The 26,516-nt window shown below is 42.6% G+C and carries 25 protein-coding genes; 19 read left to right on the top strand and 6 right to left on the bottom strand.

Features of this window, described 5'->3' with window-relative positions:
• Positions 1–56 precede the first annotated feature (56 nt).
• Positions 57–938 carry a DMT family transporter gene (locus QMA04_RS07705; protein WP_290184949.1) on the top strand — a complete coding sequence of 294 codons (882 nt, stop codon included), beginning with the start codon at positions 57–59 and terminating at the stop codon, positions 936–938.
• An 80-nt stretch (positions 939–1,018) separates the two neighbouring features.
• Entirely contained in the window at positions 1,019–1,573 is a 555-nt protein-coding gene (locus tag QMA04_RS07700) for a GNAT family N-acetyltransferase (RefSeq protein WP_290185246.1), read from the top strand.
• A 79-nt stretch (positions 1,574–1,652) separates the two neighbouring features.
• On the opposite strand, the gene QMA04_RS07695 is transcribed toward QMA04_RS07700, so the two are convergent.
• Positions 1,653–2,687, bottom strand: coding sequence for a YeiH family protein (locus QMA04_RS07695; RefSeq protein ID WP_290184947.1), 1,035 nt, complete (start codon positions 2,685–2,687; stop codon positions 1,653–1,655).
• A gap of 105 nt (positions 2,688–2,792) precedes the next feature.
• Between QMA04_RS07695 and QMA04_RS07690 the strand changes: the two genes are divergently transcribed.
• The 10 genes from QMA04_RS07690 to QMA04_RS07645 all read left to right on the top strand — a co-directional run bounded on the left by QMA04_RS07690 (position 2,793) and on the right by QMA04_RS07645 (position 14,324).
• Positions 2,793–3,698 carry a LysR family transcriptional regulator gene (locus QMA04_RS07690; protein ID WP_290184945.1) on the top strand — a complete coding sequence of 302 codons (906 nt, stop codon included), beginning with the start codon at positions 2,793–2,795 and terminating at the stop codon, positions 3,696–3,698.
• Between the two features lie 305 nt (positions 3,699–4,003).
• Positions 4,004–4,582: a lipoprotein BA_5634 family protein gene (locus QMA04_RS07685; protein ID WP_191715778.1), complete on the top strand. Its 579-nt coding sequence runs from the start codon at positions 4,004–4,006 to the stop codon at positions 4,580–4,582.
• A gap of 55 nt (positions 4,583–4,637) precedes the next feature.
• Complete coding sequence (asnB, locus tag QMA04_RS07680) at positions 4,638–6,512, top strand: asparagine synthase (glutamine-hydrolyzing) (protein WP_290184942.1); 1,875 nt, start codon at positions 4,638–4,640, stop codon at positions 6,510–6,512.
• Positions 6,513–6,642: 130 nt separating this feature from the next.
• Positions 6,643–7,068 (top strand): hypothetical protein, encoded by a 426-nt coding sequence (locus QMA04_RS07675; protein ID WP_191715776.1) that lies wholly within the window; start codon positions 6,643–6,645, stop codon positions 7,066–7,068.
• A 220-nt stretch (positions 7,069–7,288) separates the two neighbouring features.
• Entirely contained in the window at positions 7,289–7,972 is a 684-nt protein-coding gene (locus tag QMA04_RS07670; protein ID WP_290184940.1) for a response regulator transcription factor, read from the top strand.
• Between the two features lie 12 nt (positions 7,973–7,984).
• Entirely contained in the window at positions 7,985–9,007 is a 1,023-nt protein-coding gene (locus QMA04_RS07665) for a sensor histidine kinase (RefSeq protein WP_290184938.1), read from the top strand.
• Positions 9,008–9,109: 102 nt separating this feature from the next.
• Positions 9,110–9,922: an ABC transporter ATP-binding protein gene (locus QMA04_RS07660; RefSeq protein ID WP_191715774.1), complete on the top strand. Its 813-nt coding sequence runs from the start codon at positions 9,110–9,112 to the stop codon at positions 9,920–9,922.
• Positions 9,900–11,813 carry an ABC transporter permease gene (locus tag QMA04_RS07655; protein ID WP_290184935.1) on the top strand — a complete coding sequence of 638 codons (1,914 nt, stop codon included), beginning with the start codon at positions 9,900–9,902 and terminating at the stop codon, positions 11,811–11,813. Before QMA04_RS07660 ends, QMA04_RS07655 begins: the two co-directional genes overlap by 23 nt.
• A 334-nt stretch (positions 11,814–12,147) precedes the next feature.
• The gene (locus tag QMA04_RS07650) at positions 12,148–13,233 is read left to right on the top strand and encodes an MBL fold metallo-hydrolase (protein WP_290185245.1); all 1,086 of its coding nucleotides are present in this window, start codon (positions 12,148–12,150) and stop codon (positions 13,231–13,233) included.
• A gap of 227 nt (positions 13,234–13,460) precedes the next feature.
• A complete protein-coding gene (locus tag QMA04_RS07645) occupies positions 13,461–14,324 on the top strand; it encodes an AraC family transcriptional regulator (RefSeq protein WP_290184933.1) in 864 nt (287 codons plus the stop codon).
• A 128-nt stretch (positions 14,325–14,452) separates the two neighbouring features.
• On the opposite strand, the gene QMA04_RS07640 is transcribed toward QMA04_RS07645, so the two are convergent.
• A complete protein-coding gene (locus tag QMA04_RS07640) occupies positions 14,453–14,863 on the bottom strand; it encodes an Lrp/AsnC family transcriptional regulator (protein WP_290185244.1) in 411 nt (136 codons plus the stop codon).
• A 117-nt stretch (positions 14,864–14,980) separates the two neighbouring features.
• Between QMA04_RS07640 and QMA04_RS07635 the strand changes: the two genes are divergently transcribed.
• From QMA04_RS07635 to QMA04_RS07625, 3 genes are all read left to right on the top strand, one after another.
• Positions 14,981–15,742: an MBL fold metallo-hydrolase gene (locus tag QMA04_RS07635; RefSeq protein WP_290184931.1), complete on the top strand. Its 762-nt coding sequence runs from the start codon at positions 14,981–14,983 to the stop codon at positions 15,740–15,742.
• Positions 15,743–16,263: 521 nt separating this feature from the next.
• Positions 16,264–17,733, top strand: coding sequence for a glycoside hydrolase family 32 protein (locus QMA04_RS07630; protein WP_290184930.1), 1,470 nt, complete (start codon positions 16,264–16,266; stop codon positions 17,731–17,733).
• A 160-nt stretch (positions 17,734–17,893) separates the two neighbouring features.
• Entirely contained in the window at positions 17,894–18,292 is a 399-nt protein-coding gene (locus QMA04_RS07625) for a VOC family protein (RefSeq protein ID WP_290184928.1), read from the top strand.
• A gap of 138 nt (positions 18,293–18,430) precedes the next feature.
• Here QMA04_RS07625 and QMA04_RS07620 read toward each other — a convergent pair whose 3' ends face one another.
• Positions 18,431–18,715: a hypothetical protein gene (locus QMA04_RS07620; protein WP_290184926.1), complete on the bottom strand. Its 285-nt coding sequence runs from the start codon at positions 18,713–18,715 to the stop codon at positions 18,431–18,433.
• Positions 18,716–18,798: 83 nt separating this feature from the next.
• On the opposite strand from QMA04_RS07620, the gene QMA04_RS07615 reads away from it, so the two are divergent.
• Positions 18,799–19,140: a hypothetical protein gene (locus tag QMA04_RS07615; protein ID WP_290184924.1), complete on the top strand. Its 342-nt coding sequence runs from the start codon at positions 18,799–18,801 to the stop codon at positions 19,138–19,140.
• A 119-nt stretch (positions 19,141–19,259) separates the two neighbouring features.
• Here the strand turns inward: QMA04_RS07615 and QMA04_RS07610 are convergent, their stop codons facing one another.
• Positions 19,260–20,387 carry a 2-methylaconitate cis-trans isomerase PrpF family protein gene (locus QMA04_RS07610; RefSeq protein ID WP_191715758.1) on the bottom strand — a complete coding sequence of 376 codons (1,128 nt, stop codon included), beginning with the start codon at positions 20,385–20,387 and terminating at the stop codon, positions 19,260–19,262.
• 129 nt (positions 20,388–20,516) lie between these two features.
• Between QMA04_RS07610 and QMA04_RS07605 the strand changes: the two genes are divergently transcribed.
• Positions 20,517–21,380 (top strand): LysR family transcriptional regulator, encoded by an 864-nt coding sequence (locus QMA04_RS07605; RefSeq protein ID WP_191715757.1) that lies wholly within the window; start codon positions 20,517–20,519, stop codon positions 21,378–21,380.
• A 184-nt stretch (positions 21,381–21,564) separates the two neighbouring features.
• Positions 21,565–22,872: a CitMHS family transporter gene (locus QMA04_RS07600; RefSeq protein ID WP_290185243.1), complete on the top strand. Its 1,308-nt coding sequence runs from the start codon at positions 21,565–21,567 to the stop codon at positions 22,870–22,872.
• Between the two features lie 43 nt (positions 22,873–22,915).
• On the opposite strand, the gene yyaC is transcribed toward QMA04_RS07600, so the two are convergent.
• Complete coding sequence (yyaC, locus tag QMA04_RS07595) at positions 22,916–23,416, bottom strand: spore protease YyaC (RefSeq protein ID WP_191715756.1); 501 nt, start codon at positions 23,414–23,416, stop codon at positions 22,916–22,918.
• A gap of 334 nt (positions 23,417–23,750) precedes the next feature.
• On the opposite strand from yyaC, the gene tcuA reads away from it, so the two are divergent.
• Positions 23,751–25,253 carry an FAD-dependent tricarballylate dehydrogenase TcuA gene (gene tcuA, locus QMA04_RS07590; RefSeq protein ID WP_191715755.1) on the top strand — a complete coding sequence of 501 codons (1,503 nt, stop codon included), beginning with the start codon at positions 23,751–23,753 and terminating at the stop codon, positions 25,251–25,253.
• Positions 25,254–25,320: 67 nt separating this feature from the next.
• Here the strand turns inward: tcuA and QMA04_RS07585 are convergent, their stop codons facing one another.
• Positions 25,321–26,217 (bottom strand): LysR family transcriptional regulator, encoded by an 897-nt coding sequence (locus QMA04_RS07585; RefSeq protein ID WP_191715754.1) that lies wholly within the window; start codon positions 26,215–26,217, stop codon positions 25,321–25,323.
• Positions 26,218–26,516 lie beyond the last annotated feature (299 nt).

The raw sequence follows: 26,516 nt of genomic DNA, 5'->3' as shown, positions 1-26,516 counted from the left end.
CAGAATAGAGAAGCGCTGAAGTGCGAAGGCAAGCTTCAGGTAAAGGGGGTGGCCAGATGAAAGAAAAATTAGTATTCTCGTTTCTGGTCGTCCTGACGACTGGGTTGATGGGGTCTTCGTTTGTGGTAGCCAAAATCGGCTTAACCTACATATCGCCTTTGTTGCTGGCAGGTCTTCGTTTTGTCATTGCTGGCTGCATCATGCTGGTCTTTGTGCGTTTGTTCAAAAGAAAGCAGCCTGCCAACAAAGGCGAATGGGGCAAGCTGATCCTGATCGGCGCCATCCAAACAGCCGGCGTCATGGGATCAATCTTTTTGAGCCTGCGCACCATTACGTCCGGTGAATCCGCAATTTTAACTTTCATGAATCCCTTATTGGTGGTAATGATCGGCACTCTCGCACTGGGCATCCGGTACCGAGTGGTTCAATGGACAGGTGTGCTTTTGGGTTTTGCCGGGGTCTTCATTGCCATGGGAAGCCATTTGACGATTGAAATCGGTACGTTTCTCGGATTTTTGAGCGCTGTTTTTTGGTCGGTTGGGACATTGATTATCAAGAAATGGGGTGGGCTGTTCGATATTTGGGTCATGACTGCCTATCAGATGTTTTTTGGCGGGCTTATTTTGCTGGTCGGTTCGGTTTTCCTGGAAACGTCCCGTCTGGTCATCAATTCAAGCTCCATTTTGATCTTGTTATGGCTGGCCATCCCCGCTTCAATCATCCAGTTCACGGTGTGGTTCTACCTGCTGCAAAAAGGTGATTCCGGAAAAGTGAGCGCGTTTCTGTTTTTAGCTCCTTTATTCGGCATCCTGTTCGGCTGGCTGGTTCTTGGAGAGCAGCTTGGATTGCCTTTACTAATTGGAGGAAGCTTGATTTTTGCAGGGATTTTCCTGGTGAACTGGCCGGAAAAACAGTTGGCGGAAGAAGCTGCTGCATGATAAGGGCTTGAACACAAAAGGCAGGTACATAACGTGATCGATACAAAATAAAAAACAAGCGAGAAAGGATGCAAACGGTGTTGGTAAATATCATTGGCAAAAAAGTGAAACTTGAAAAAGCAACATCAGCCCAGATGGATCGCATCTATTACTGGCGTTACGAGGAAAAACAGCAGGAAGCGAAAAAGTGGAATGGGCCTTACATTCCGGAACCCTGGCTGAGTAAAGACCAGCACCGAAAACAATGGATGGAAGAAGAGGAAATCACAAATGGCGTTCCCGCTTCGCTCGTCATTACAGCAGATGAGAAAACGATCGGCTACGTCGGAGCTTATTGGATCGACCGCCATACAGATTGGGTGGAGACAGGCATTGTCATATACGACACCCAGTACTGGAACGGTGGGTACGGCTCCGAAGCCTACCGGTTGTGGATCGATTTTTTATTCGACTCCACAACACTTCACCGTCTTGGCATGTCTACCTGGTCCGGCAATGAGCGGATGATGAAAGTGGCGGAGCGGCTGGGCATGAAAGAAGAAGCGCGGATTCGAAAAGCACGCGTCGTGGATAGCAACTACTTCGATGCCATCAAGATGGGGATGTTGCGTGAAGAATGGCCAGCGCAATCATAAATGCAAAAAAGGAAAAGCGATGGCCTTGGAGGCATCTGCTTTTCCATTTTTAATTAGGTAGAATACAGCCTGAAATTATTCAGACAGCGAAATATGTAAAGACTGCCAGCAATATCGATGTAATGGTCATTGCAGCGAGCGGCAGCATGGCACGTTCACGCAAATCGCGCAAGCTGACCGTCAATCCAAGCCCAACCATCGCAGCCGTCAGGAGCCAGGTAGTCGCTGTCGATACAAACTCCTGCAACTCTTGCGGGAATGGAATCGATTGGCCAAAAACATAGCTGCCTAAAACGCTCAATAAGAGAAAGCCGAGAAGAAACCAGGGGAACTCAATTTTTGCGTTTGTTTCCTGATTTTTGTCTTTTCGTTTCATCAGAAAAATGAAAATCAAGCAAAGAGGAACGAGCAGGAAGACACGCCCCAATTTCCCCAATAACGCCATTGCCAGACCGTCTTCACCAGCGGGCGCTCCGGCTAATGCCACATGGGCAATTTCGTGCAGGCTGATGCCGACCCACATGCCGTATTGGACATCATCAAGCGGCAAAAACGGACGAAGAATGGTGTATGAAATAGCGAAGACCGTGCCGACAAGGGCGATGATGCCGACACTGATTGCCGTGTCTTCGTCTTTAGCTTTGATGATCGGGGCGATTGCGGCAATCGCAGCCGCTCCGCAAACTCCGGTTCCCACACCAAGCAACAGGGAAATGGTCTGATCGGCTTTAAAGCGTTTAGCCAGCCATACCGTCAGCAGGATAGCGAAAGCAATGACAACCATATCCCGCAGCAACAAGCCAAGTCCATCACTGAGGACGATGTCGATGTTCAGTTTCAATCCATAAAGAATGATGGCGACCCGCAATAGGCGTTTTGAGGAAAACACAATGCCGGAACGAATGGCATTCGGATAACCGGAAATCTGCCGGTAAAAAACCGCAATGATGATGGCACAAGCAAGTTGGCCGACTTGGTTGAAGCCAGGGATTTGAGCCAATAAATAGCCGAGAAAAGCCAAAAGAAAAGTAAATAGCACTCCGCTAATCCAGGCAGCAGTTGGTGATAAACCGGTGGAATTGGATTGTGCAGGTTTATTATAATGTGCAGACATGATGAAACCTCCTGCAGTTAGTATAAAAAACTTCTATACATTAGTAAAATAACGATCTAATATGATTATCATAAGCAAAAGCATATAAATGATTGGAGAATAAAGATGGATCAGCGCTTGGAAGTATTTCTCAAGGTAATCGAAAAGAAGAATTTTTCGAAAGCGGCAGAAGAGCTGCACATGACACAACCTGCCGTCAGCCAGTATATCCGTTCATTGGAAGAAACAACAGGCGTCAAATTACTGGAACGGACAAACAAATATGTACGGCTGAACAAAGCGGGAGAAATCGTCTACCACCATGCAATCGAAATCAAAGAGCTCTACGCGAAAATGAATCATCTTCTTGATGACCTCACCAACAAAGCGAGCGGATCGATTGCCATTGGTGCCAGCTACACATTCGGAGAATACTTGCTGCCGCAAATCATCGCAGAAGCAAAAGAGCAATTTCCGGATATCAAGCCAACTGTCACCATAGGCAACACCACTACCATTGCCGGGCTCGTCCTCAGCCATCAATTGGATGTCGGCATTGTAGAAGGCCATTTCAAAGGAGTCCAGGAGTTGAAGACTGAACCTTTTGCAGAAGACCGGATGTTTGTAGTCGCTGCTGCTGATCACCCTTTGGTGCAGCGCACTAAGCCCATAAAAGTAAAAGAGCTGATTGAAGAAACCTGGATATTGCGGGAACTCGGTTCAGGGACAAGGGAAGCATCAGAAGCTGTCTTTAAGAAATTTTCGATTTTACCTCCGTCCCTCATGCACTTCAGCAGCACACAACCCATTAAAGCCATGGTCGAAGCGGGAATGGGCATCAGCTTGGTTTCCGAGTGGGCGATTCAAAAAGAGCTGCGCTACGGAGACTTAAAGGTTCTGAATGTGGAAGGTCTTCCATACACCAGGGATTTTTCGATCGTGACAAGATCGCCTTTCCAAACAAAAGCCCTTTCTGCCTTTCTGGATTTGCTGAAGAACCATAAAGAACTGACAGACTTCAAAATTTTGTGATCTGCAGGAGTTTTATTTATTCGCAGTGATGTCTGGGAAAGATGAAGAATGAATGCACTGAAAAGTATATAGAATTGCAAAGAAAGAAGATGCTGCGAATACTGCATCTTCTTTTTATTTCCTTTTCAGCCGATTTTCTTGAAATTCGTATCTTGCAATATTGTAAGGTAAACGTCATCTGGAACAAACGATAAAGTGAATAGCCTCTTTTATACTAAAGTTACTAAAGTGCTCCGTGAGCAAGAGCAGCTTTACATAAAATGTTAAAGGCAACTCATGAAAGAACGAAGAGAGGAGAGATTGCATTGAAGAAAACCTTATCAGTATGCGCCGCAGCAATCATGGCAGGGGCATTAATGTCTGGCTGCAGTTTTTTTCAAAAAGCGAATGGAATCATTTTGTACGGGGATGAAGTGAAGGTAGCCGAAGCATTGGAACAGGAGAAGGATGAGTTGATCGACGAGAGCCAATATCCGATAAAAATAGTGGCCGAAGCAGGCGAATGGATGATGGTTTTGAGTGAAGAGACAGCTCAAGCTATTGCGGACAAAGAATTGTTGAGAAAAGTCACCACCGGAGATAAAACAGAAGCCATCTCATCGGTTGCAAAGCTTTCTGAAGGGGAGGCCGTCGTGTATGCAAAAACCGAACAGGAACAATTGAACTTGGATGGCCAAAACCTAAAGGCAAGCTATGGCGGCAACTCGATCATCGGTGATGGCAGAGCATACGTCGAGAAATTTTTGATCGTCGACGATGCTGATTGGCCGAAAATCGAAGGAGAAGAAAAGTTCATGGCAATCATGGAATACAAAAAAGATCCCAGCATCAAACTGATGGACTTTGATGTAGACGACACCCAACTGGTTAGGGTAGTGGAATAAACAAGCATTACGCAAAGGTTTAGGAATTTATTTTTTATTAAAAGGGAGAATGGAAATGTGTGGGTTTACGGGGTTTATTGGGAAAACAGCTGACATGAAAACAGATTTGACGAATATGATGGATCGGATTATACACAGAGGTCCTGATTCAGCGGGAGAATTTATCGAAGGCGATGCAGCTCTCGGCTTCAGGCGTTTGAGTATCATCGATTTAGAGACCGGAGGACAGCCTTTTCATAACGAATCCAATTCGTTGGTTGCGATGGTTAACGGCGAAATTTATAATTTTTTGGAACTCCGTAAAGAGTTGATGGACAAAGGGCATGTTTTTGAAACAGCGTCAGATTGTGAAGTGATTCTTCATGGCTATGAAGAGTATGGAGAAGCCATTCTGTCCAAATTGCGTGGCATGTTCGCTTTTGTCATTTGGGACCGGATAAACAAGAAACTAATTGCAGGGCGGGATATGTTCGGCATCAAACCGCTTTATTATGGGAAAATGAAGGATACGTTCTTTTTCGGATCTGAAATCAAAAGTTTTCTTCCGCATCCAGGTTTCCAGAAAGCGTTCAATCAAGACGCTTTGTTGCCTTATCTTTCATTCCAGTACTCTGTTTTGGATGAAACTTTTTTTAAAGGGATATTTAAATTACCGGCTGCCCATTATTTGGTCTATGAAAAGGGAAAAGTTACGCTCCAGAAATACTGGACACCTGATTTTCAATCAAGCGACCGGAAACTGGAGCAGCTGGTGGATGAAATCGATGAGACCATTCAGGAATCCATCCTCAGCCACCGTGTCAGTGAAGTGAAAGTCGGATCATTTTTGTCGAGTGGCGTTGACTCCAGTTATGTGGCTTCCGTATTAAAGCCGGACAAAACGTTTACAGTAGGATTCAGCGACCAAAATTTCTTGGAAATCGACAATGCGAAACTATTGTCAGATGAACTGGAGATCCAAAACAACCATGCCGTACTGGATGCGGATGCCTGCTTTGGGCAATTGGAAAATATTCAGTACCAAATGGACGAACCGCATGCAGATCCATCGATCGTGCCGCTGTACTTTCTGGCCGAACTGGCCAAAAAAGACGTCACCGTCATTCTATCGGGGGAAGGAGCAGATGAATTGTTCGGTGGTTATGAAGCCTACGACATGACACCGTTGATGAAAAAGTATGGGAAAATCCCGAGCATCGTCCGTAGACCGGCAGGAAGAGTTGCTTCCAAACTTCCCGAAATGCGCGGCAAACAATTTTTGATGCATGCCGGTCTCCCTGTAGAAGAATGGTTTATCGGACAAGCGAATATATTCAGTGAGACGGATGCGAAAAGGATCGTCAAAGAACCGTTTCAGCACGGTCCGTCCATTAAACAAATCGTTACTCCCTATTACGATCAAGTAAAAGACAAAGACAATTTGACCAAAAAGCAATTTCTGGATATGAATCTATGGCTGGTGGGCGATATTTTGTTGAAAGCCGATAAGATGAGCATGGCCCATTCACTCGAGGTGCGTGTGCCTTTCCTGGATAAAAAAGTGATGGCTATCGCAGAACAGGTTCCTTCCAAATACCGGATCACTAAAACGGAAACAAAACATGCGATGCGCCTTGCCGCACGGAAAGCCCTTCCTGAATTTTCTGCTGCCCGCAAGAAAATCGGTTTCCCGGTGCCGATCCGCAATTGGATCCGGGAAGAACGATTTTACCGCCAAATTCAAGAGTATTTCTTAAGTGCGGATGCTGCCGACTTTTTCAATACAGATGAAATCATGCTGTTGTTGAACGACCATTACGAAGGGAAATCCAATAACGGCCGTAAAGTATGGACAATTTTCACTTTTCTGATTTGGTACAAGCGCTATTTCCGCCTCGAAGAACAAGTTGTAGCTCATCGTGAACCGATGTTGGTCGGTGCAGCAAACTAAAGATTGCCATACCAGTCATCTTATCTGTTGACTGGTATTGTTGTATGCCGATAAATAAGGAATAATATAGAAGACCGTTTAATAGCGGTAAATAGATAGATGATAGATACCAGCCAAGGGAGCGCTTTAGTTGAACACTCACAACACGGGAGAAAGAATTATTACAGCTTTAAAAAGAAAGATCGTAACGGCACTTGTCAGTAGTTTGTTGTTCGCCTTTATTTTTTCAGTAGCTGGCGGATTTGATTTTTCAGTAAATGGATTCGCAAACATGTATTACTTGAATTTCATGTTTGCTGTTTCCTATGGATTGGCTGCTTCTCTCTTTAGTGACTGGATCAGCAGAAAGATTAGCAAGAAAACGGTGACACGTGAAATTATTTCGCTCGTTTTCCATTGTTTATTTGGATCCATCTTATTGGTGATGAGCCTGGTGTCCGCTATTTCCTTCTTTACAGTGGACCGGTTATTGACGAGGGTGAAAATCGGATGGGCTACGGTTATCATTGCATTAGCTGCCGTAGTGCTGGTTTTCGTCATTTTGCTCAACAAATAGCAGTAAAAAAGCAATAAACGGGAAATTAAAACTCATTGATTGAATAGAGTCCGGCGTAAGCGATTCGTTAATGCTTGTGCCGGGCTTTACGTATAACTAAAAACTTAATGTGCGAAATAACTTTTCGATCTGTTAAAGGGATCGGATTCGGTTTTGCTATTGATTGATTGCTTGAACGGATTTTTAGTAGAATTAGGAGAAAGAAAGGAAGTGCCTAAAAATGGAAATGAAAATCTTCATTGTAGAGGACGATCTGGCCATTTTTCAATCATTAAAAGAAAACTTGGAAAAGTGGGGCATGCACATTTCAGGACCGGAAAACTTTCAAGACGTCATGTCTGATTTTAGGGGAGATGAACCACACTTAGTCATTATGGATATCCAATTGCTGGTTTACGACGGGTTTCATTGGTGCCGTGAGATTCGTTCGATTTCGAAAGTGCCGATTATTTTCCTGTCTTCACGCGATCACCCAATGGACATGGTTATGGCGATGCAGATGGGAGCGGATGACTATGTTCAAAAACCGTTTCACTCGGATGTCCTGCTTGCGAAAATACAAGCCACATTGAGAAGAGTGTATTCTTATGGAGAAGGATCTCCTGACACCATGGAGTGGAACAGGGCATTGATCGATTTGAAACGCGGCATGATTCGTTTGGATGGGCAAGAAGAAGAACTGACCAAAAATGAATTTTTCATCTTGACTGTTTTGGTGAAGGCAAAAGGAGAAATCGTCTCCCGTGATGAGTTGATCCGAGCTTTATGGGATGATGAACGATTCGTAAACGACAATACCTTGACGGTCAATATTACACGGCTTCGCCAAAAACTGGCGAATCTGGGTTTAGGGGAAGCGATACTGACGAAAAAAGGGCTGGGTTATGTAGCCGTTACTTCATGATGGAGGGATTTTATGTTTTTCAGCTATATAAATGATATGAAAAGCTGGATATTCTTTTTTTTCCTGTCTCTCTTGTCAGCTGATTTGTTGCTGTGGTTGGATCCAGGAATTGACGTGGAAATTTCTTCGCTGGTTTACGTAAATGCATTACTGCTGATTGCTTTTATTGCATTTATCAGTTGGCGGTACTACCGGGAGACAGCGTACATTCGGCAGTTGGCATTACTGGAAGAAGAAACGGAGACTGACTGGTACGAAGCCTTGCCTGACCCAATATTTGATCGCGATGAACAGGTAAACGACATGTTGCAAAGTGCAGGCATTTCGTTCTCTAAACAATTGAGTGAAGTTCGGCAAAATACGATTATCCAAGATGATTATATCGCCGGATGGGTTCACGAAGCGAAAGCCCCGCTTACCGCCATGAAACTCGTCATTGATGCAAACCGCAAGGATCCGCATATACGCAAAATCGAAGCAGAATGGCTGCGCATCTTTTTATTGGTCGATCAACAATTATACATATCCCGGCTGTCCTCCTTAGAATCGGATTATGTATTGGAGAGAGTCCCTCTTCAAGAAATCATAGCCGCAGAAGTACGGGAGCTGATGTCTTGGTGCCGGGAAAAGAACTTGGCAATTGAAATGGAAGGCTTGGAAACGAACGTTGTGACAGATAGGAAATGGTGTCGTTTTATAGTACGCCAGATTTTGTCGAATGCTGTGAAATATAGCCCGAGAGATGGGACCATCCATATTGCAGCACGGACAGAAGCCGCAGGGCATTGCATTCTGTCCATCAAAGATCAAGGAGCGGGCATACCAGATCATGACATGCCGCGTATTTTCGATAAAGGTTTCACTGGGGGCATGGGTCGGCTCCATAATACTGCGACCGGGCTCGGGCTTTACCTGGCCAAAACAGTGTCCGACAAAATCGGCATCCGGCTGTCGGCGATTTCAACAAAAGGCAAAGGGACGACTTTGGAAATGGGATTCACATTGGAAAACGATTTTGATCAAATTCGCAGGTGACAACATTGTCACTTTGTACACCCTGTTTGTCATGCGAATCAAACGACTGCCGAATTTTTACGCGGTAGTATAAGGATATAAGAAAACAGGGAGGCAAAAAGCATGGCACTTTTAAAAAGAAAATCAAAAACTACTGATCAAATCTCGAAAAATACGGTCTTATATGCTCAAAACGTCCGAAAATCATTCGGTTCGAAGGGCAATGTCCAGCAAGTATTGAAAGGAATAGATCTGCGCGTAGAAGAAGGCGAATTTGTTGGGATCATGGGCGCTTCCGGCGCCGGCAAAACAACCTTGCTCAATATTCTTGCGACGATCGACCGGGCCACGGAAGGGACGATCCTCATCAGCGGTTCGGATATTTCGAAGATGAAAGATGCCGCCATGGCAGCTTTCCGGAGAAACCAGCTTGGCTTTATCTTTCAGGATTACAATTTGCTGGATACCTTGACCGTTAAGGAAAACATTTTGCTTCCGGTATCACTCGGCAAAATGAGAAAGAAGTTGGCGGAAGCGGAATTCCGTACAATCGCCGATATTTTGGGAATTGCAGATCTTGCTGATAAATATCCGCATGAAATCTCAGGCGGACAAAAGCAACGCACTTCTGCAGCGCGTGCACTGATCAATCAGCCTTCAATGGTCTTTGCGGATGAACCGACTGGAGCGCTCGATTCCAAATCCGCTTCATCGTTGCTTGGTACCATGGCAGATATCAATGAGAAGCGTGGCGTAACGATTATGATGGTTACCCATGATCCACTGGCTTCAAGTTATTGCAGCCGTGTCGTGTTTTTGAAAGACGGCAATATCTACACGGAGCTCTATAAAGGAGATAAAACGAGACAAGCTTTTTTTCAGGAAATTTTAAATATACAAGCTGTGCTCGGAGGTGAAAGCATTGACGCTCTTTGATCTCGCTTTCCGCAGCATGCGCAAAAACATCAAACATTATTATTTATACTTTTTCGCACTCATTTTCAGTGTGGTGCTGTACTTCGTTTTCGCTACGTTGCAGCACGACCCTGCGGTTCTTGCACAAAACGAACAGATGAGTACGGCTTTTCTGGCAGCAGGAATCCTGCTGATCTTCATTGCCGGCATCTTTGTGGTCTACGCCAACTCGATTTTCCTGAAAAGAAGAAGCCGGGAAATTGGGCTTTACCAGTTGATTGGATTGAAAAAAAGAGTCGTTGCACGACTTTTGGTTATTGAAAATTTCCTGCTGGGCATCACAGCACTTATATTAGGGATTATTGTGGGAATGTTGGTATCACGTGTTTTCCTATTGCTGCTCATGAAGCTGATCGGTTATGACCTGATGATCGATGTTTCGTTTTCAATGACAGCTGTTATTCAAACCATTTTTGTTTTCATTGGAATTTTCATGTTTACGACCATTCAAATGATTTCCACCGTTTACCGCAACACCCTCTTGTCCTTGTTCAACACAGAAAAAACCGGAGAACACCCGAAAAAACCGAAAACCAGAAATGCAGCTTTTCTGGCGATTCTCGGCATCGCCTTAATCGTTTTAGGTTATCTCATTTCGGACAATATGCTGAATGATTTATTTCTTTTTAATATACTGGCTGTATTAGCATCGATTGGTGTGGGGACCTACCTGATTTTCCGCGTCACCATCGGTTGGGTATTTTACAAAATCCGTGATGGAAAAGCAGGCCATCTAGGCTTATCGAACAGTTTATCTTTGGCTCCATTGATGCACCGGTTAAAAGGGAATGCGAATTCGTTGACCATCATCACGATTCTTTCGGCCATGACATTGACGATGCTTGCTGGCGCTTATTCTTTCTACTATGCCACTGAACATGAAACCCGTTCGCAAATGCCTTTCGACTTCATTTTTGAAAAAAATGAGACGGAAGCCACTGAATTGAGCAAAGAGTTTGATGAAAAAGGAATTTCCCATACCCATGGGGCCATCGACTTAATCGTGTTGTTCGGTCGAATAGAAGAAGGGGCCATGCCTGTCCCAAGCAATGAATTGTATATCGCCATTGTCAGCGATAAGCAGTTGCAGCAAGCTGGAAGTGATATAGAAGCTCCTGCGGATGGATCGGCAATTTTCTATAGCACTTCATCGATTTCCATGTTCAGAGATGTGATAGAAATGCCGTTGACGCTGCATTTAGCTGATGACGAAAAGACCACAATCGAAATCGCAGAATATGCGGAAGGCAACAGCATCAATGGGACGATGCTTTACTCTCAATTAGTGGTTAATGAAAACACCTATGAGCAATTAAAAGATCAGTTGACAGCGACAGGCCAGGCAGAAATGAGCCGGGTAGATGGATTTACCATTACCGATTCAGCGGATCTGGAAGCGGCGTCTGAGATTTATGTGCAACGCTATAATACAAGTGGGCACATTGACTATTATTCCGCCTACAAGAGAGCGATTGAAACGAATGGACTGTTGATTTTCATATCGGGCTTTTTAGGACTTGTATTCTTGGTCTCGACAGGCAGTATTTTGTACTTCAAACAAATGACGGAAGCTGAACAGGAAAAGAAAAGCTATGGCACCTTGCGCCAGCTTGGATTTAGTGTGAATGATATCATGCGCGGCATTATCAAAAAACAGGTATTTGTTTTTGGCTTGCCGCTTGTACTTGGATTAGTGCATGCCATCTTCGCCATTAAAGTGCTCTCTTCTTTCTTCCAATCAGACATCGCTTTTGCAGCTTTTGTCGCTATGGCCCTGTACACATTAATTTATCTGGTTTTTGCTTTCTTGACGGTCGGCTATTACCGGAACACCGTAAAAAATGCCTTATAATCATTTAGAGACGAAAGGAGTCAGCTCCTTCCGTCTTTTTTTTCAGCATCTATTGTAATTGATTAATTCATATAAGGAATTCAGAGAGTAATATAATAAAAGGACTTTTAAATAAAAAATATGCATGTAACATTTTTTGGCAAATTATAAACAATAATCTTTTCTTTGCGGCTTTATGTGGAGGTATACTGGAAGTGAGTTTGAGCTAGCATCAGTTACTGGCCAATAATGTGAGGCGAGGGATAGAATGTCGAATTTCGAAAGCCATCGAACAATAACGAAACAAAAAGGACAGGATGCATTAATAAGCAAAAAAAGAAAGCTAACGAAAATACTGTTTTATTTAGTGATGCTGATCGTTGGCTTAGGGGTGGGGATTTTAGTGTTTACCAATATCTATCCGACTTTTGGGAGCAATCCAAGCAAGGAACAAAAAGAAGTTTATGAAACCTTTGCGAATTATGAAGAAGGCAAATTCATTAATCTGCCATCGGAAATCGTGGCTGCTGGCAGTCCCATCACAAAACAAGAGCCCAACTCAGCCAGTGATGAAAGGAGCCCAACCGGCCAAATTCCTCTATCGGAAATCGATTGGGACCAAATCAATGCTGAAGAAGACAGCCTGACTTGGTTGGGGCATTCTGCTTTTATCCTGAGTCTCGATAATAAGAAAATTTTAATTGATCCCATGCTCGGGCCGGTAGCTTCACCTGTTTCTTTTATCGGGCCAAAGCGCTATAGTGATGATCTGTTGGATACGATCGAAGAGATGCCTCCTATCGATGCCGTCTTTATCACGCATGACCATTATGACCATTTAGATTATCAGTCCATCAAACGACTTAAGAGCAAGGTTGCCCATTTCTTTGTTCCTTATGGAGTCGGCAATCATTTGGTGAAATGGGGCGTTGAAGAAGACAAGATTACGGAATTGAATTGGTGGGATGAAACTGAGTTCCAAGGATTGACGATTGCCTTGGCTCCAGCCAAACATTTCTCTGGAAGAGGAATCTTAAATCAAAATTCCACGCTTTGGGGCGGGTGGGTGATTATCGGAAACAAAACCCGTTTCTATACCAGTGGCGATGGTGGGTATGATGCACATTTCAAAGAAATCGGAAATAAATACGGGCCTTTTGATATCGCTTTAATTGAGGGTGGCCAATACGATAGCCGCTGGCCAGATTCGCATATGCAGCCGGAAGAATCGGTACAGGCCAGTATCGATTTGAAGTCCGAAAACATGATGTTGATGCACTGGGGAGCATTTACTCTTGCGCGGCACAGTTGGTCGGATCCGATAGAACGGGCAGTAAAAGAAGCGGAAGCCAAAGAGGTGAAGCTCTTGACGCCGAAAATAGGAGATACGCTTCAATTGAAGGAAAGCCTGTCGCTTCCTGTTAGCGGCTGGTGGGAATAAGGAGGAAAAAGCCATCATGCTACTGGAAAAAGGCAAAAGGAAGAGCAATGCTAATCAGCACTGCGCTTCCTTTTTCTCTTTACAAATAGACTATCACGAACATTTTTCTTTTATCATTAATCCTATTAAATAAGGGGGAAGCAATTGTTTCATCTGTCCATAGTGAGCACAAACGGACAGGATGGCGCGTACGGCATTTGGTATGATCAGGATAAGGGGGGATGGTTATGGGATGGATCGAATCGTTGCAGCGTGCCATTGATTATATGGAAAAGCATCTCGACGAACCGGTGACGATTGAGCAGATTGCCAAGCAGGCAAATTCTTCTGTGTTTCATTTCCAGCGGACATTTTCGATTTTGACGGATTGTTCAGTAGCTGACTATTTGCGCAGAAGGCGTCTGACTTTAGCTGCCCAGGAATTATCAGCCACTGACCAGAAGATTATCGATATCGCTTATAAGTATGGCTATGATACCCCTGAAGCTTTTTCAAAGGCGTTTCGGCGGCAGCACGGGGTGTCTCCGAGTGAAGCCAGAAAGCATGTTGGAGATCTGCAATCATTTAACCGCCTGGTAATCCAGGTGAATTTGAAAGGAGTGGACCCGATGAAATACCGCATTGTGGAAAAGGAAAGCTTCCGGGCAATTGGGGTGAAGCGAGAATTCTCATTACGGGATGGAGAGAACATGACGGGCATATCAAAGATGTGGATAGAGTTAAACGGAGATGGAACGAGTAAAGAGATTGCTGCACTGAAAGACGGAGAGATTGACGGCTTGTTGGGTATCTGTACGGACTACCAGGATGGCAAGACGATGGACTATTGGATTGCTGCCGAAAGCTCACAGCAAGTACCGGAAGGCTTTATGCAGCTGAAGGTGCCAGCGGCTAAATGGGGTGTTTTCGAAGTGCGGGGAGCTATGCCTGATGCCATTCAAAAAGTATGGAAACAAATTTTTTCAGAATGGTTCCCATCCAATCAATACGAGAACGCAGGCAACGCTGAGATGGAAGTTTATCCTGAAGGAGATCCATACAGTGATGATTATGTATCGGAAATCTGGATTCCATTAAAACGAAAGATGTAAGGGGAAGGAATTGCCAGGGGTTATTAAGAAATTTAAAGATGGTTGTACAGTGGATAGATCACTTTACAATCATCTTTATTTATTCCGTTAAGAAAGTTTCATTACACCGGCGTCTTGGTTAGTAGGATTTATTTACTAATGATGATTGATAACTTGTAATTTACAAAATCACTCAACCCTATCAAAAATTCATCCAGTCTTTCGTTGGAGGGAAATTTGCATTCCAGGAGGTAGCAACTGTCTCCGCTGATTTTATAGTTCTGAATGACAAAAGGAGCTTGTGCATTTATATAGGAAAGATAAGGCTCGTGGTGGTTGCTTTTCATGATTACACTGATCATTGCATGTACAAAGTAGCCCATCTTCAACTGGTTCACTTTAATGGTATATCCTTCAATTATGCCCGCAGTTTCCAATTTCAACACCCTTGCAGAGGTGGCGGGGCTGCTTAAATGAACTTTTTCACTTAACTCTTTCATGGTGATTCGGCTATTCTGAGAAAGTTCTTCTAAAATTCGCAAATCCGTTTGATCCAAGATTTTTTCAATTCCTTTCGTTTGTAAAGTCAAAGCGGCAAAAGACTTTATTTAATCTATATAAATTTGAATTGGCTATAGTATACAATGGTTGAACACCAAACAAAAGGAGTTGGAATTATGAACATCCGCCACATTCGTAACGCAACCTTGGTTGTAGACTATGCAGGAAAAAAGTTTTTAGTAGATCCATTTTTATCAGAGAAAGGAACGCTTCCGCCTTTTCCGAATTCAGCAAGGCAAGACCAGAAAAATCCGCTCGAGAGCTTACCCGTATCCATTGATGAAGTAATTGGTGGAGTAGACGCCGCAATTGTTACGCATACCCATTTGGACCATTGGGACGATGCAGCAAAAGATGCGTTGCCGAAAGACATGAAATTGTTCACGCAAAATGAAGAAGACAAAACCGAGATTGAAAGTGCTGGTTTTACTAACATCGAAGTTCTTCAGGAAGATACGGTATTTGAAGGCATCCAACTGATCAAAACAAAAGGGGAACATGGGAGAGGCGAGATCTTGAAGATGGCCGGCCTTGTATGCGGCGTTGTCTTTAAGCATGAAGATGAAAAAACCCTTTATGTAGCTGGAGACACGGTATGGTATGAAGAAGTACAGAAAACCATCGCTGTCCAGAATCCGGAAATTATCATAGTAAATGCAGGAGACAACCAATTCCTTCAAGGCGGTTCACTTGTCATGAATAAAGAAGATGTTTACGAAGTGCATAAAGCTGCCCCGAAAGCGAAGATAATTGCTGTTCACATGGAGGCGGTCAACCACTGGACATTATCTCGAGAAGAACTGAAAAACTTTGCTCAAGAAAAAGACATGTCTTCAAATGTGTTGGTGCCAAATGATGGAGAATCTTTTTCATTTTGACGTAGCATTCAATGGAAAAGACAAAAAGCCTATCTAATTTTATAAAAGAAAGAAGAAGCTCAAATAGGAAATGGCCCTTCAAGGTGGAGTTTCAGTTACATAGTTAGTTGGCTGGCGTGAGCCCGGAAGTGTACCGGACTCTTGCTGGCCAATTTTTGTTTGTTAGACTCATCGTTGCAGTAAGAGATGACGTGTTCAACCCGCTCCTTTAATTCTGTATGATAGAAGTAAATGAGAGCATTTTTTGCGGGTGCTGGTCTTGGCGGTTCACTCTAACCTACGCCAATCAAGGCAATTGTTAAAGCTTGAATATACTAATAATGACACCTTGATTATCATATGATTTTTTTATTTAGACAACTCAAAGAACGGCAGACACATTCTGCCCATAATGTTGTCAGAATATTAGTTCATCTAAGGAGACGGCGTTGATAATAAATCTTGGACATAATATAATTTAAGTAAGAAAGCGCTTTCGGTCAAGGCTACATTCAAGTTTTACTAAAAGGAGCATTCATCAGATGGAACTACCACGGGGGAAAAGTTATATTCGAATTGACCAGGTCAGCCAAGAAGATATAGATAAGTTGATTGTCAGGGTTAACAGCTGTTCGTGGCGGCAAACGTTTCATATCCAACCCGTTTCTGGGCTTCTCAATGATCCCAACGGTTTCTGTTTTTATCATGGTGAATATCACTTGTATTATCAATGGCATCCGTTAGGGCCTTTTCATGGCTTGAAATATTGGTATCATACCAAATCAACAGACCTCGTAAACTGGACGAATGTCGGAATTGCGATTAAGCCGGATGAATATTTTGACAGCCATGGCGCATATTCAGGAAGTGCCGTTGAGCATAACGGAAACTTATATTTGTTGTACACAGGCAATACACGAGATGAGAATCTTGAAAGGCATCCTTATCTGTGTATAGCCTTAATGGATGATGACGGGAATATCATTAAATCGAAAAAATCAGTTCTTGATAAAGTCCCAGCGGGGTATACAGAGCATTTCCGTGATCCGAAATTATGGAAAGAAGACGACAAGTTTTATGCGGTAATAGGCGCGCAAAGAACCGATAAAACAGGCTGTGTCTGTTTATTAAGTTCATCTGATTTGCTGGAATGGAATTTTGAAGGAGAGCTGGCCACAAACTTGGACCACTTCGGTTTTATGTGGGAATGCCCGGATTATTTTGAAATGGAAAATAAGGGTATCCTGGTTTTCTCTCCGCAGGGACTTGATCCTATTGGGGATCTGTACCAAAACATATACCAGGCGGGTTATGTGCTGGGTGAAAAGGTTGATCTGAAACGGCGGGTATTGACTCACGGAAGTTTTAGTGAACTTGACCGCGGTTTTGATTTTTATGCTCCGCATACAATGAAGGATCCGAGCGGCAGACGTCTTATGGTCGCTTGGATGGGGTTGCCGGAAATCGAATACCCCAGCGATATCAATGGATGGGCCAACTGCTTGACCATCATGAGAGAATTATCGCTTCGCGACGGAAAACTGATACAAAAACCGGTTTCTGAACTTCAGTCACTCCGGAAAAATAAAGTCGAAGCAGAAGATGAAATTACAGATGAAAAGAAAATGTATGAGGGAATCTCAGGGGTCACTTATGAGCTTATCTGTGAGTTTGAACAAAGAGACGCCCTGGAATATGGCATAGAATTCCGTGCTGGTGCTGAAGAAAAAACGGTGATTAAATATGATGCAGCCCAGGGCAAAATTATAATGGACCGTACACTATCGGGCAAAGTGATTGGAAGCAAGTATGGAACAGTAAGGAAGTGCCAAATTGTGGGAGATGTTCACAGGTTTCATTTGTTTGTTGATTCTTCATCGGTAGAAATTTTCGTGGACGATGGAGAAGAAGCGTTTACCGCCCGGATTTTCCCGGAAATTAGAAGCCAGGATATTCGCTTTTTTGCAACTGGCGGTACTGCGGCGTTCAAAGCAGTGAAGTGGGATTATTAATAATTGAGAGTCTTCAGCGGATGATGTACTGAATTTGCATGAAAATGGAGAGTATGGCTTTTCATTTTGTAGAATCTTTCCACAGATTTGCTTCTTGGAGCCACAGAAGTAAATGCCGACTGGTTCCAAAAAAATTTAAGTGAAGATAGGGGAGCTAAATATGAAGAGCTTAAAACCATTTTTAATGTTTCAAGGGGGTATTGCGGAAGAAGCTATAAATTACTACACATCCCTTATAGAGGATTCAGAAATTAAAAACATCACTCGATACGGAGCTGAAGGGCCGGGTGAAGAAGGAACAGTTATACAAGCTGTATTCTCGTTAAAGGGGCAAGAATTCATGTGCATTGACAGTCATGTGGACCACGATTTTACGTTTACCCCGTCTTTTTCCATCTATCTTACGTGTGATACCGAAGAGGAAATTGACAGCTTATACAATAAAATGATGGAGAATGGCAAAGCACTTATGCCTATAAATAACTATGGTTTCAGCAAAAAGTTCGGATGGCTGGTTGATCAGTTCGGCGTATCTTGGCAGTTGAATTTGCCGGAATAATCTGGTTGTAAATGGAGTATGAAACATCTTGTTAGCGGGCGCTAATCTAGCAATAAAGATTAGCGCTCTTTTTCATCTAATAAGAAGGTTAATTAAGTAACTTGAGGAAGGTCTATTTTTGAGAAACATCATATTTTATTATTGGTTGCTGATTGTTCCGTTTATATTATTTTCAGGTGCTATTTTGGATTCTCTGGTACTGAAAAATAGGCATGTGAAATATGTAAGTATAGCTGTCAGGAAACCCGCGGCAAAGAGAATACTGCCGGAAATTAAAAAGGTATTTGTATAAGTTTCGATAATCATCATGTATTGGCTGGTGTCAGCGATACTATTTTCTTGGTTTATGAGCCAAGATTCCCCTAAAGAAGTTCCAAATGCAACACTAGAAAACATCAATATTAATCCAACAATAATCAACAAAAAGGAAATGGCCCCTAATCTGAAAATATGCTTTTGCAGCACCTTTTGTCATTCTTGTTTCTTTGGCGACTGTCATCGCTTGGGTGAACCTTGCTGCGGTAGAAGAGGGAATCCCAGAAGATTATTCCAAAGAAGACACAGAGGAGTTTAATGGGGAAGAATACATAGAAACAGCGTGGATTCATTGGAACTACGGAGGCGGTTTCGCTGACGAAAATTATGAAAAGAATCTCACCTTTATTGCGCTTAGGACGATTGACGCTAAGCAAATGGAAGCGCTGGGATTGAGTAGAGAAATAGCAGAACTCCAAAAGATATCAGGGCTGATAGGCGGAGAATTAGGAATGTTATCAGAGGAAGAGAAAGAGGCTAACTTTACTGTGTTTGAAGAGAAACTAGATGCGGTATACGAGTCAATAAACTAACAAAAAGGGAACCTTAATTGGCTCCCTTTTTGTTAGTTTCCACGTCATTTGGTTAGATTTCGGAATCTCGGCTTCATTAGCAGATAAATGGGTGTATCAAAGGTTTCAAAGTTGTTTGATCAAGCTAAAGCTTTAATATTATTATAGCTGTTTTTAGTATAAACATATCCTTCTAGAATTAATCTAGCGGTGCGAACGACTTTTATATTCCCAATGTGGCCAGCAATTAAATCTACTTTCGTTTCAATGATTCCTGAAGGATGGCCTAGGCGCAACACGGTATTTTCGACTTGGATAACATCATTTAAAATGGTATCTGTTAAAAACGCTCCTGCTGTTGTGCAAATAGCGCCAGTGATTGCTAATGCCTGATGAGGTTTTTGCATGGACATCATTCGAATTCGGCAATCCATATCATCTGCTTTCCTTTCAACATGGTTAATATCCAGATAATTTTCTGGAGGTGCGATAATTGTGAGTTTAGGAACAGCAGGTGATTTCACAGTAGCTTCTTCTTTGGTTGAAAATAAACAAATTTCAGCTGCAGCTGAACGGATTTCTTCTAATTCTGCCAGTTTTTCAACTGTAAATTCATGTGGCAGTTCAGATCCCGTCAAGCCTACATCTTGTGCTTTCACAAATACCAAAGGATTGGCGACGTCAATGATGGATACTTCAAGAAGTCCTTTCTTCGTTTCCAACAAATCAATCGGATTTCCACTTGGGAACAGTTTTCCAGTAACAGCGCCTTGTGCATCTGTAAAGGATAAATAGATGGGTGAACCAGTCCCTGGAACACCAGGAATCGAGCACTGTCCGTCTGACTTTACTTGTCCATTCTCCACTTCGACTTCAGCGATGATTACCTTCTGTGTATTCGTATTAAAGATTCTTACGACAGTCACTGGTTCCACTGCTGCAACCAGCCCTTGCTCTATGGCATACGGACCAACCGCGGAAGAGATGTTCCCGCAATTTCCCTTAAAATCGACCAACTGATTTTCGATACTCACTTGTGCAAAGGTATATTCCACGTCGATTTCTTTCATCTCCGACTTCTTAATGATTGCAGCTTTGCTCGTTAAGGAGTTTCCTCCTCCAAGACCATCAATTTGCCGTTGGTCAGGGCTTCCCATAATATCCAATAAGAAATTGTCCCAAAGCTTACGGTCCTCCGGCATTTCACTATAATTGATGAATATTCCTTTACTAGTTCCGCCGCGCATGACGGCAATCGGTACTTTCATAAGATGAACCACCTTTCTGAAAATTCTATTGCTTCTAAAAATAGAATATGGTAATTTAGATCATAAATGAAATAGATATTTTAATGAGTATCCTATAAAAATAACTTATAACACAAAGGAGTGATTGAAATGGATGAAAAAGATTGGGAAGCCATGCAAGTTTTATATGAGGAAAAAAATATCAGCCGAGCTTCAGAACGTCTCTATATTTCTCAACCTGCTTTAACGTACCGCTTAAAAAACTTGGAGAAAGAAGTAGGGACAAAACTTTTCTTTAAAACGAAAAAAGGGATCGAACTGACATCTGAGGGAATCTATTTAGCGCACTATGCTGAAGAAATGACGACAAAACTTCAAAATACGAAAGATTACCTTCAAAACATGCAGCAGGATATCCGGGGAACAATCCGTTTAGGCGTTTCAAGTAATTTCGCTCAATACAAATTGCCTCCATTGTTGAAGGAATTTTTGACTATTTATCCCAATGTCCAGTTTAGTGTTAACACCGGATGGAGTGCAGATGTAATGGGGTTGCTTAATTCTTCGGGCGTCCATCTGGGAATTTTACGTGGTGATTACAATTGGACGGGATCGAAAACATTGTTACAGACAGAGCAATTATTTTTAATCTCCAAAAAAGAAGTGGATATGGAGAAAGTGCCGGAACTGCCTTTCATCAATTACAAAACGGATAGTTCATTAAAAGACATCATCAGCAAGTGGTGGCATAACCGTTATATCGAACCACCGATGGTCACTATGGAAACAGACAGACAAGAAACCTGCAAAGAAATGGTTAAAAATGATTTAGGAATCGCTATTTTGCCGGAAATTTGCCTTCGACCTTCCGATGAACTTTACAAATACCCTCTGTATTACGAGAACGGAGAACCGGTCACGCGGGACACCTGGTTAATGTACAATCAAGAATTCCTAAAACTATCAACTGTTCAAAAATTCACAAACTTTCTTGATACCCACCCCTCCTTTTAAAAAGTTTGTTGATTTTACAATTAGAGATTAGATTATAAGTTTTTTTGTTCATTTCTAATAAGATTTATCTATTTTACTTATTTGATTAGATGAAATATTCTTATAACTAATTCGAAAAGCAAACGGCCAAGGGTATTATGCTTTGGAATAATTGTAAGCGAATACATTAAAAGGGGGAATTACTATTCTTACATTTTTAGGAGTATCGATGGTTGTTATATTTACGTATCTAATTATGTCGAAAAAAATGTCGCCAGTTGCGGCATTAGTAGTGGTTCCGATAGTCTTTGCACTGATAGGTGGATTTTGGTCAGGGCTAGGGGATATGATGATGGAAGGATTGAAACAGGTTGCTCCTTCCGCGGCTTTATTGTTATTTGCGATTTTGTTCTTCGGCATTTTAATCGATGCCGGCTTGTTTGATCCACTGATCAACAAGGTCATGAAAATTGTTAAAGGGGATCCAGTAAAGATTGCAGTAGGGACAGCCGTAATTGCGATGATTGCTTCTTTGGACGGCGATGGGACGACTACCCATATGATTACCATCTCAGCGATGTTAGCGCTATATCTGCGCTTAGGCATGAATCCCTTGGTTTTAGCGACAATTTCTATATTATCTGTAAGTATCGTTAGCGGCATGACACCCTGGGGAGGGCCGGCAACACGGGCCATCGCATCGCTTGGTTTGGATGCCAACGAATTCTTCATACCCATACTTCCTACGATGTTAGGAGGGATGCTCAGTATTTTAGGAGTAGCTTATCTCATGGGCAAAAAAGAACGTGCCCGTCTTGGCATCATAAATGTGGAAAAGGTTCCAGTCTCTTCAGAAAGCATGCTTCAGGTAGCTGCTACTCATGCTGTGGAAAACGATTTGAAAAGGCCGAAACTAATCTGGCTCAACTTGATATTGGCCGTTACAATTATGACAATATTGATCATGGGCTTATTGCCAGCACCAATCAGTTTCCTAATCGGTTTTGTCATAGCAGCAACCATTAATTACCCTAATTTAAGTCTTCAAAAAGAACGAATTCTTGCCCATTCTGGAAATGCCATTACTGTCGTAGTTCTGGTTTTTGCAGCCGGCATATTCTCCGGCATTTTTTCCGGAACCGAGATGGTTGATGCCATTTCAAATTCTTTGATTTCCATCATCCCAGCTTCAGTTGGTTCGTACTATCCGCTGATAGTAGCAATTACCAGTATGCCATTTACATTTGCACTTTCGAATGATGCCTATTATTTCGGCGTATTGCCGATCTTGGCAGAGGCAGGAGCCGCATACGGTGTCAGTCCGCTGGAAATTGCCCGGGCCTCCGTACTCGGTCAGCCAATCCACTTCTTGAGCCCGCTTGTGGCATCCACGCTATTGGTTGCAGGAATGGTTCAAAAAGATATTGGTGAACTTCAAAAATTTGCATTTAAATGGGCTTTTATCTGCTGCATCGCTATCATTGCAGTGGCATTTATCACCGGAGCAATCTAAAAAAAGGATCCAGCCATTCATGGCTGGATCCTTTTTTTACTTTTTACTCTTCTTTGTCGCTGTCTATAATAATTTGGGTAATCAGCTTCGCCAGTTTCATGACTGTGTGGAGTCGCGTATCGTTCAAAAATTGGGAGCTGGGAAATGGGTCGAGGTAGTTGACAATCCCTTGGAAATGATAATCTCCTACTTCCGGAAGCATTTTCTTAAGGGCTTTTCCGGGAACTAGAGGGCCTTCCTTGAACAGGACATCTCCGACTTGTTCTTTCGTTCCAAGACTGGCGTCAATGCTAATCAAGATTGGATTTTCGTTTTTCTTGTGAATGTCTTTTAAAGCAAGTTTTAAATTAAACGCATGAACCGGTTCCTCTAATGTGCCATGCACAGGACGGGAAATCCCGTTTTCCAGCATCATGCTGCCGATTAATGGGCCGAGAGAATCGCCGATATAACGGTCAGAACCGATACACAAAAAAACTACCTCGCGCTGTTGCTGTTTCGCTTTTGAAAAGATTTCCTTCAATTTTGATTTCAACAGAGTCATTTCTTCTCCATGGGTCTGTTCATTAAAGTGTAAAGGTGCATTTATGGGCACTTGTAAATGTGAGTTTTTATATTTCCGAAAAGTATGCATAAACTCATACCACCCTCGATTAGATTTGCCGGACTGACTATGACTTCATTATAGCTTTAGAACTGTTTGGATGTGTAGAAAATTGCTTTGTTTTTCAAAAGAGGTTTTAAAAGATAAGTAAATGCTATTAAAAAAACAAATTAAGATATAATTATTTTATGATTAAACATAGATATTTTCGATTTTATTTTCTGACAACTTGACTCTATTATAAAAGTAGGAAGAATATTAAGGAGGAATAACAATGACAGAGAAAACGAATGGGTATGATGTAGTGGTTGTAGGAGCGGGGAATGCGGCGTTATGTGCGGCAATTTCAGCACACGAATCGGGAGCGAATGTCCTGGTTCTGGAAAAAGGTCCGAAAGAAAAAAGAGGAGGCAATTCCTTTTTCACGGATGGAGCAATCCGATTTGCCTATAATGGGCTGGATTCCATAAAAGAGATAGTTGCAATCACAGAAGAAGAGGCGGAAAAGATTGAAATGCCGAATTACAGCGAAGAAGATTATTACAATGATCTCATGCGGGTGACCGGAAACCGCAGCGAACCAAGTTTGGCAGGCCAACTCGTCTCAAAATCATATGAAACAATTGCATGGATGAAAGACAACGATATAACATTTGAATTGATTTATGATAATCAGTCGTTCGAAAAGGACGGCAAACGCCATTTCTGGGGCGGGTTGCCGGTAAAGACAGCGGACAAAGGGGTTGGCCTGATCAAGCAATTGAACGAGCGTGTCAGCAAACTTGGAATCGACGTCTGGTACGAATCAGCGGCAGTTAGGTTGAAAAAAGAAGCAGGCCAAATTACTGGGATCCTCATCAATCAAAAAGGCGACGAGCTGACAGTCAACACAAACTCTGTGGTGCTGGCTTGTGGCGGATTTGAAGCCAATAAAAAAATGAGAATGGAACATTTAGGGGAAGAATGGGAGGCAGCCATAGTTAGAGGAACGGAATTCAATACTGGTGAAGGACTTTCTATGGCAATTGAAGCTGGTGCAGCCACTTTCGGCCAGTGGTCAGGCTGTCATTCAATCGGTACAGATTACAATGCCCCAAAGGTCGGAGACTTCACTAAACCGGGAGATATCTTCAAAAAACACTCATATCCGCTTGGAATTATGCTGAACAAAGAAGGCAAGCGCTTTGTTGATGAAGGAGCGGATTTAAGAAATTACACCTATGCCAAGTATGGCCGAGAAATCTTGAAACAACCTGGACAGATGGCAATCCAGATATTCGACGCTCAAGTAAAGCCGCTTCTGCGTAAAGAATATGTTCTGGAAGAGGCATCAGAATACAAAGCGGATACGCTTGAAGAATTGATTGCGCAATTGCCGGTTGACCAGAAACAATTTTTAGAAACGATCCAACAATACAACGAAGCGGTTCAAGAAGGTGAATACAGCCCGAATGAAAAAGATGGAAAAGGGACTACCGGCATCACACCGCCAAAATCGAATTGGGCACTGAAAATTGAACAGGGACCGTTCTATGCGTATCCGGTCACTTGCGGCGTAACGTTCTCCTTTGGAGGACTGCATGTGAACCCGAACGGTGAAGTATTGGGTGAAAACGGAGAGATGATTGATGGATTGTTTGCAGCAGGTGAAATGGTTGGTGGTATTTTCTACGACAACTACCCTGGTGGATCCGGGCTGATGTCCGGTGCCGTATTCGGGAAAATTGCGGGAGCCACAGCCGCATCCCGTTCAAAAAAATCAAAGATAACTGTATAGAAAATCGCATCGATAACCCCCTGGCTACTATATAGCTAGGGGGTTATCGTTTTCAGAAGGATTTATATTATTCAACTGAACGATCTGCTGATTCCGCTTCAGCAGGAGTATAGGTACGTGTCAAAAAGTCGATGAAGTTCTGGACCGCAGGATATAAAACTTCCGTTTCTTTGTAAATCAGCCAAGTTGGCCGGTTAAGTGGCTGTTCGTTTCCATCTTTCAAAACTACCTTGTGGAGGTCCGTCATATCCGTCACAGCCAGCTCGGGTACAATGGCGTATCCCAACCCTCTGGAGACGAGCTTCGTGCACGTTTCGATATTATCAATTTCCATATTAATAGCCGGAGGTTGTGAATAATTGCTGTACCACCAGCTATCCATGATTTGCTGGAGTTTGGGATCGGTCTTGAAAACGATGCGTGGTTCTTGGGGCAGGCCTGTTAAATCAATAGGATCTTTTGAAATGATGCACAAACTTTCCCGATTCAACAAAACTTTATTGTTCTGCCAGTAGATATCGCCTCGCACAATTCCAAGTGCAATATTGTCTTGCTCGATTTCCTTCAGCACTTCATAGCTCCAGCCGGTAAAAACCTTGAACTGGATGTTGCTGTATTTCTCGGAAAACTCCTTTAACACATCAGGCAGGATGAAGCGGGCATAATTACTGGAAACGCCTAAGCGAATCATTCCAGCAGATTCTTCAGTAGTATTCAGCAAATGATCTTTTGTCTGTTGGAGCTTTACAAGCATTTCTTTTGCGTACTTTACAATGTATTCGCCTTGAGGAGTGAACTTGATGCCCTTTTTGTCGCGCCATATGAGTCGAACACCGACTTCTTCTTCCAATTGATTTAATCGATAAGTAATGGCGGGTTGAGAGGTGAACAGTTTATTCGCCGCTTTAGTGATATTTTTCTCTTCATATACCGTTGTAATGATTAGCCAGTCTTTTTCATCCATATTTATCCCCCCTACAGAAAGTATACTCTAATTAAAGAAATCAAATTCTAAAATTGAATCTCTCTGAGAGTTTCGCTTTCTGCCCAGTTGTAACTAAGCATTAAAAAAATTAATTTTTGAATTACCTAAACTGCCGAGAAGGAATTTTTAACATCGTCTTTATGGTAAACCGGCATAATTTTTAACATAAGCAGTAAGCAATGGCGCATACTATATAATAAGAAACAATTGCAAGTTCTTCTCAAATTTCTTTTAAAAAGAAAGGAATTTTCCTTGAAGATGATTTCAGAAAGATATCG

The organism is Planococcus sp. APC 3900, assembly GCF_030407735.1.
Lineage (GTDB): Bacteria > Bacillota > Bacilli > Bacillales_A > Planococcaceae > Planococcus > Planococcus notacanthi.
The sequence above is the reverse complement of the archived record's forward strand: the minus strand, read 5'-3'. Positions and strand labels throughout refer to the sequence as shown.

Excerpts from the sequence above, each read along its gene's own strand:
- QMA04_RS07690 (WP_290184945.1), top strand. The coding sequence starts at position 2,793 with ATGGATCAGCGCTTGGAAGTATTTCTCAAGGTAATCGAAAAGAAGAAT.
- QMA04_RS07695 (WP_290184947.1), bottom strand. The coding sequence starts at position 2,687 with ATGTCTGCACATTATAATAAACCTGCACAATCCAATTCCACCGGTTTA.
- tcuA (WP_191715755.1), top strand. The coding sequence starts at position 23,751 with ATGACAGAGAAAACGAATGGGTATGATGTAGTGGTTGTAGGAGCGGGG.
- yyaC (WP_191715756.1), bottom strand. The coding sequence starts at position 23,416 with ATGACTCTGTTGAAATCAAAATTGAAGGAAATCTTTTCAAAAGCGAAA.
- QMA04_RS07610 (WP_191715758.1), bottom strand. The coding sequence starts at position 20,387 with ATGAAAGTACCGATTGCCGTCATGCGCGGCGGAACTAGTAAAGGAATA.
- QMA04_RS07635 (WP_290184931.1), top strand. The coding sequence starts at position 14,981 with ATGAACATCCGCCACATTCGTAACGCAACCTTGGTTGTAGACTATGCA.
- QMA04_RS07630 (WP_290184930.1), top strand. The coding sequence starts at position 16,264 with ATGGAACTACCACGGGGGAAAAGTTATATTCGAATTGACCAGGTCAGC.
- QMA04_RS07705 (WP_290184949.1), top strand. The coding sequence starts at position 57 with ATGAAAGAAAAATTAGTATTCTCGTTTCTGGTCGTCCTGACGACTGGG.
- asnB (WP_290184942.1), top strand. The coding sequence starts at position 4,638 with ATGTGTGGGTTTACGGGGTTTATTGGGAAAACAGCTGACATGAAAACA.
- QMA04_RS07625 (WP_290184928.1), top strand. The coding sequence starts at position 17,894 with ATGAAGAGCTTAAAACCATTTTTAATGTTTCAAGGGGGTATTGCGGAA.
- QMA04_RS07585 (WP_191715754.1), bottom strand. The coding sequence starts at position 26,217 with ATGGATGAAAAAGACTGGCTAATCATTACAACGGTATATGAAGAGAAA.
- QMA04_RS07670 (WP_290184940.1), top strand. The coding sequence starts at position 7,289 with ATGGAAATGAAAATCTTCATTGTAGAGGACGATCTGGCCATTTTTCAA.
- QMA04_RS07660 (WP_191715774.1), top strand. The coding sequence starts at position 9,110 with ATGGCACTTTTAAAAAGAAAATCAAAAACTACTGATCAAATCTCGAAA.
- QMA04_RS07645 (WP_290184933.1), top strand. The coding sequence starts at position 13,461 with ATGGGATGGATCGAATCGTTGCAGCGTGCCATTGATTATATGGAAAAG.
- QMA04_RS07605 (WP_191715757.1), top strand. The coding sequence starts at position 20,517 with ATGGATGAAAAAGATTGGGAAGCCATGCAAGTTTTATATGAGGAAAAA.
- QMA04_RS07665 (WP_290184938.1), top strand. The coding sequence starts at position 7,985 with ATGTTTTTCAGCTATATAAATGATATGAAAAGCTGGATATTCTTTTTT.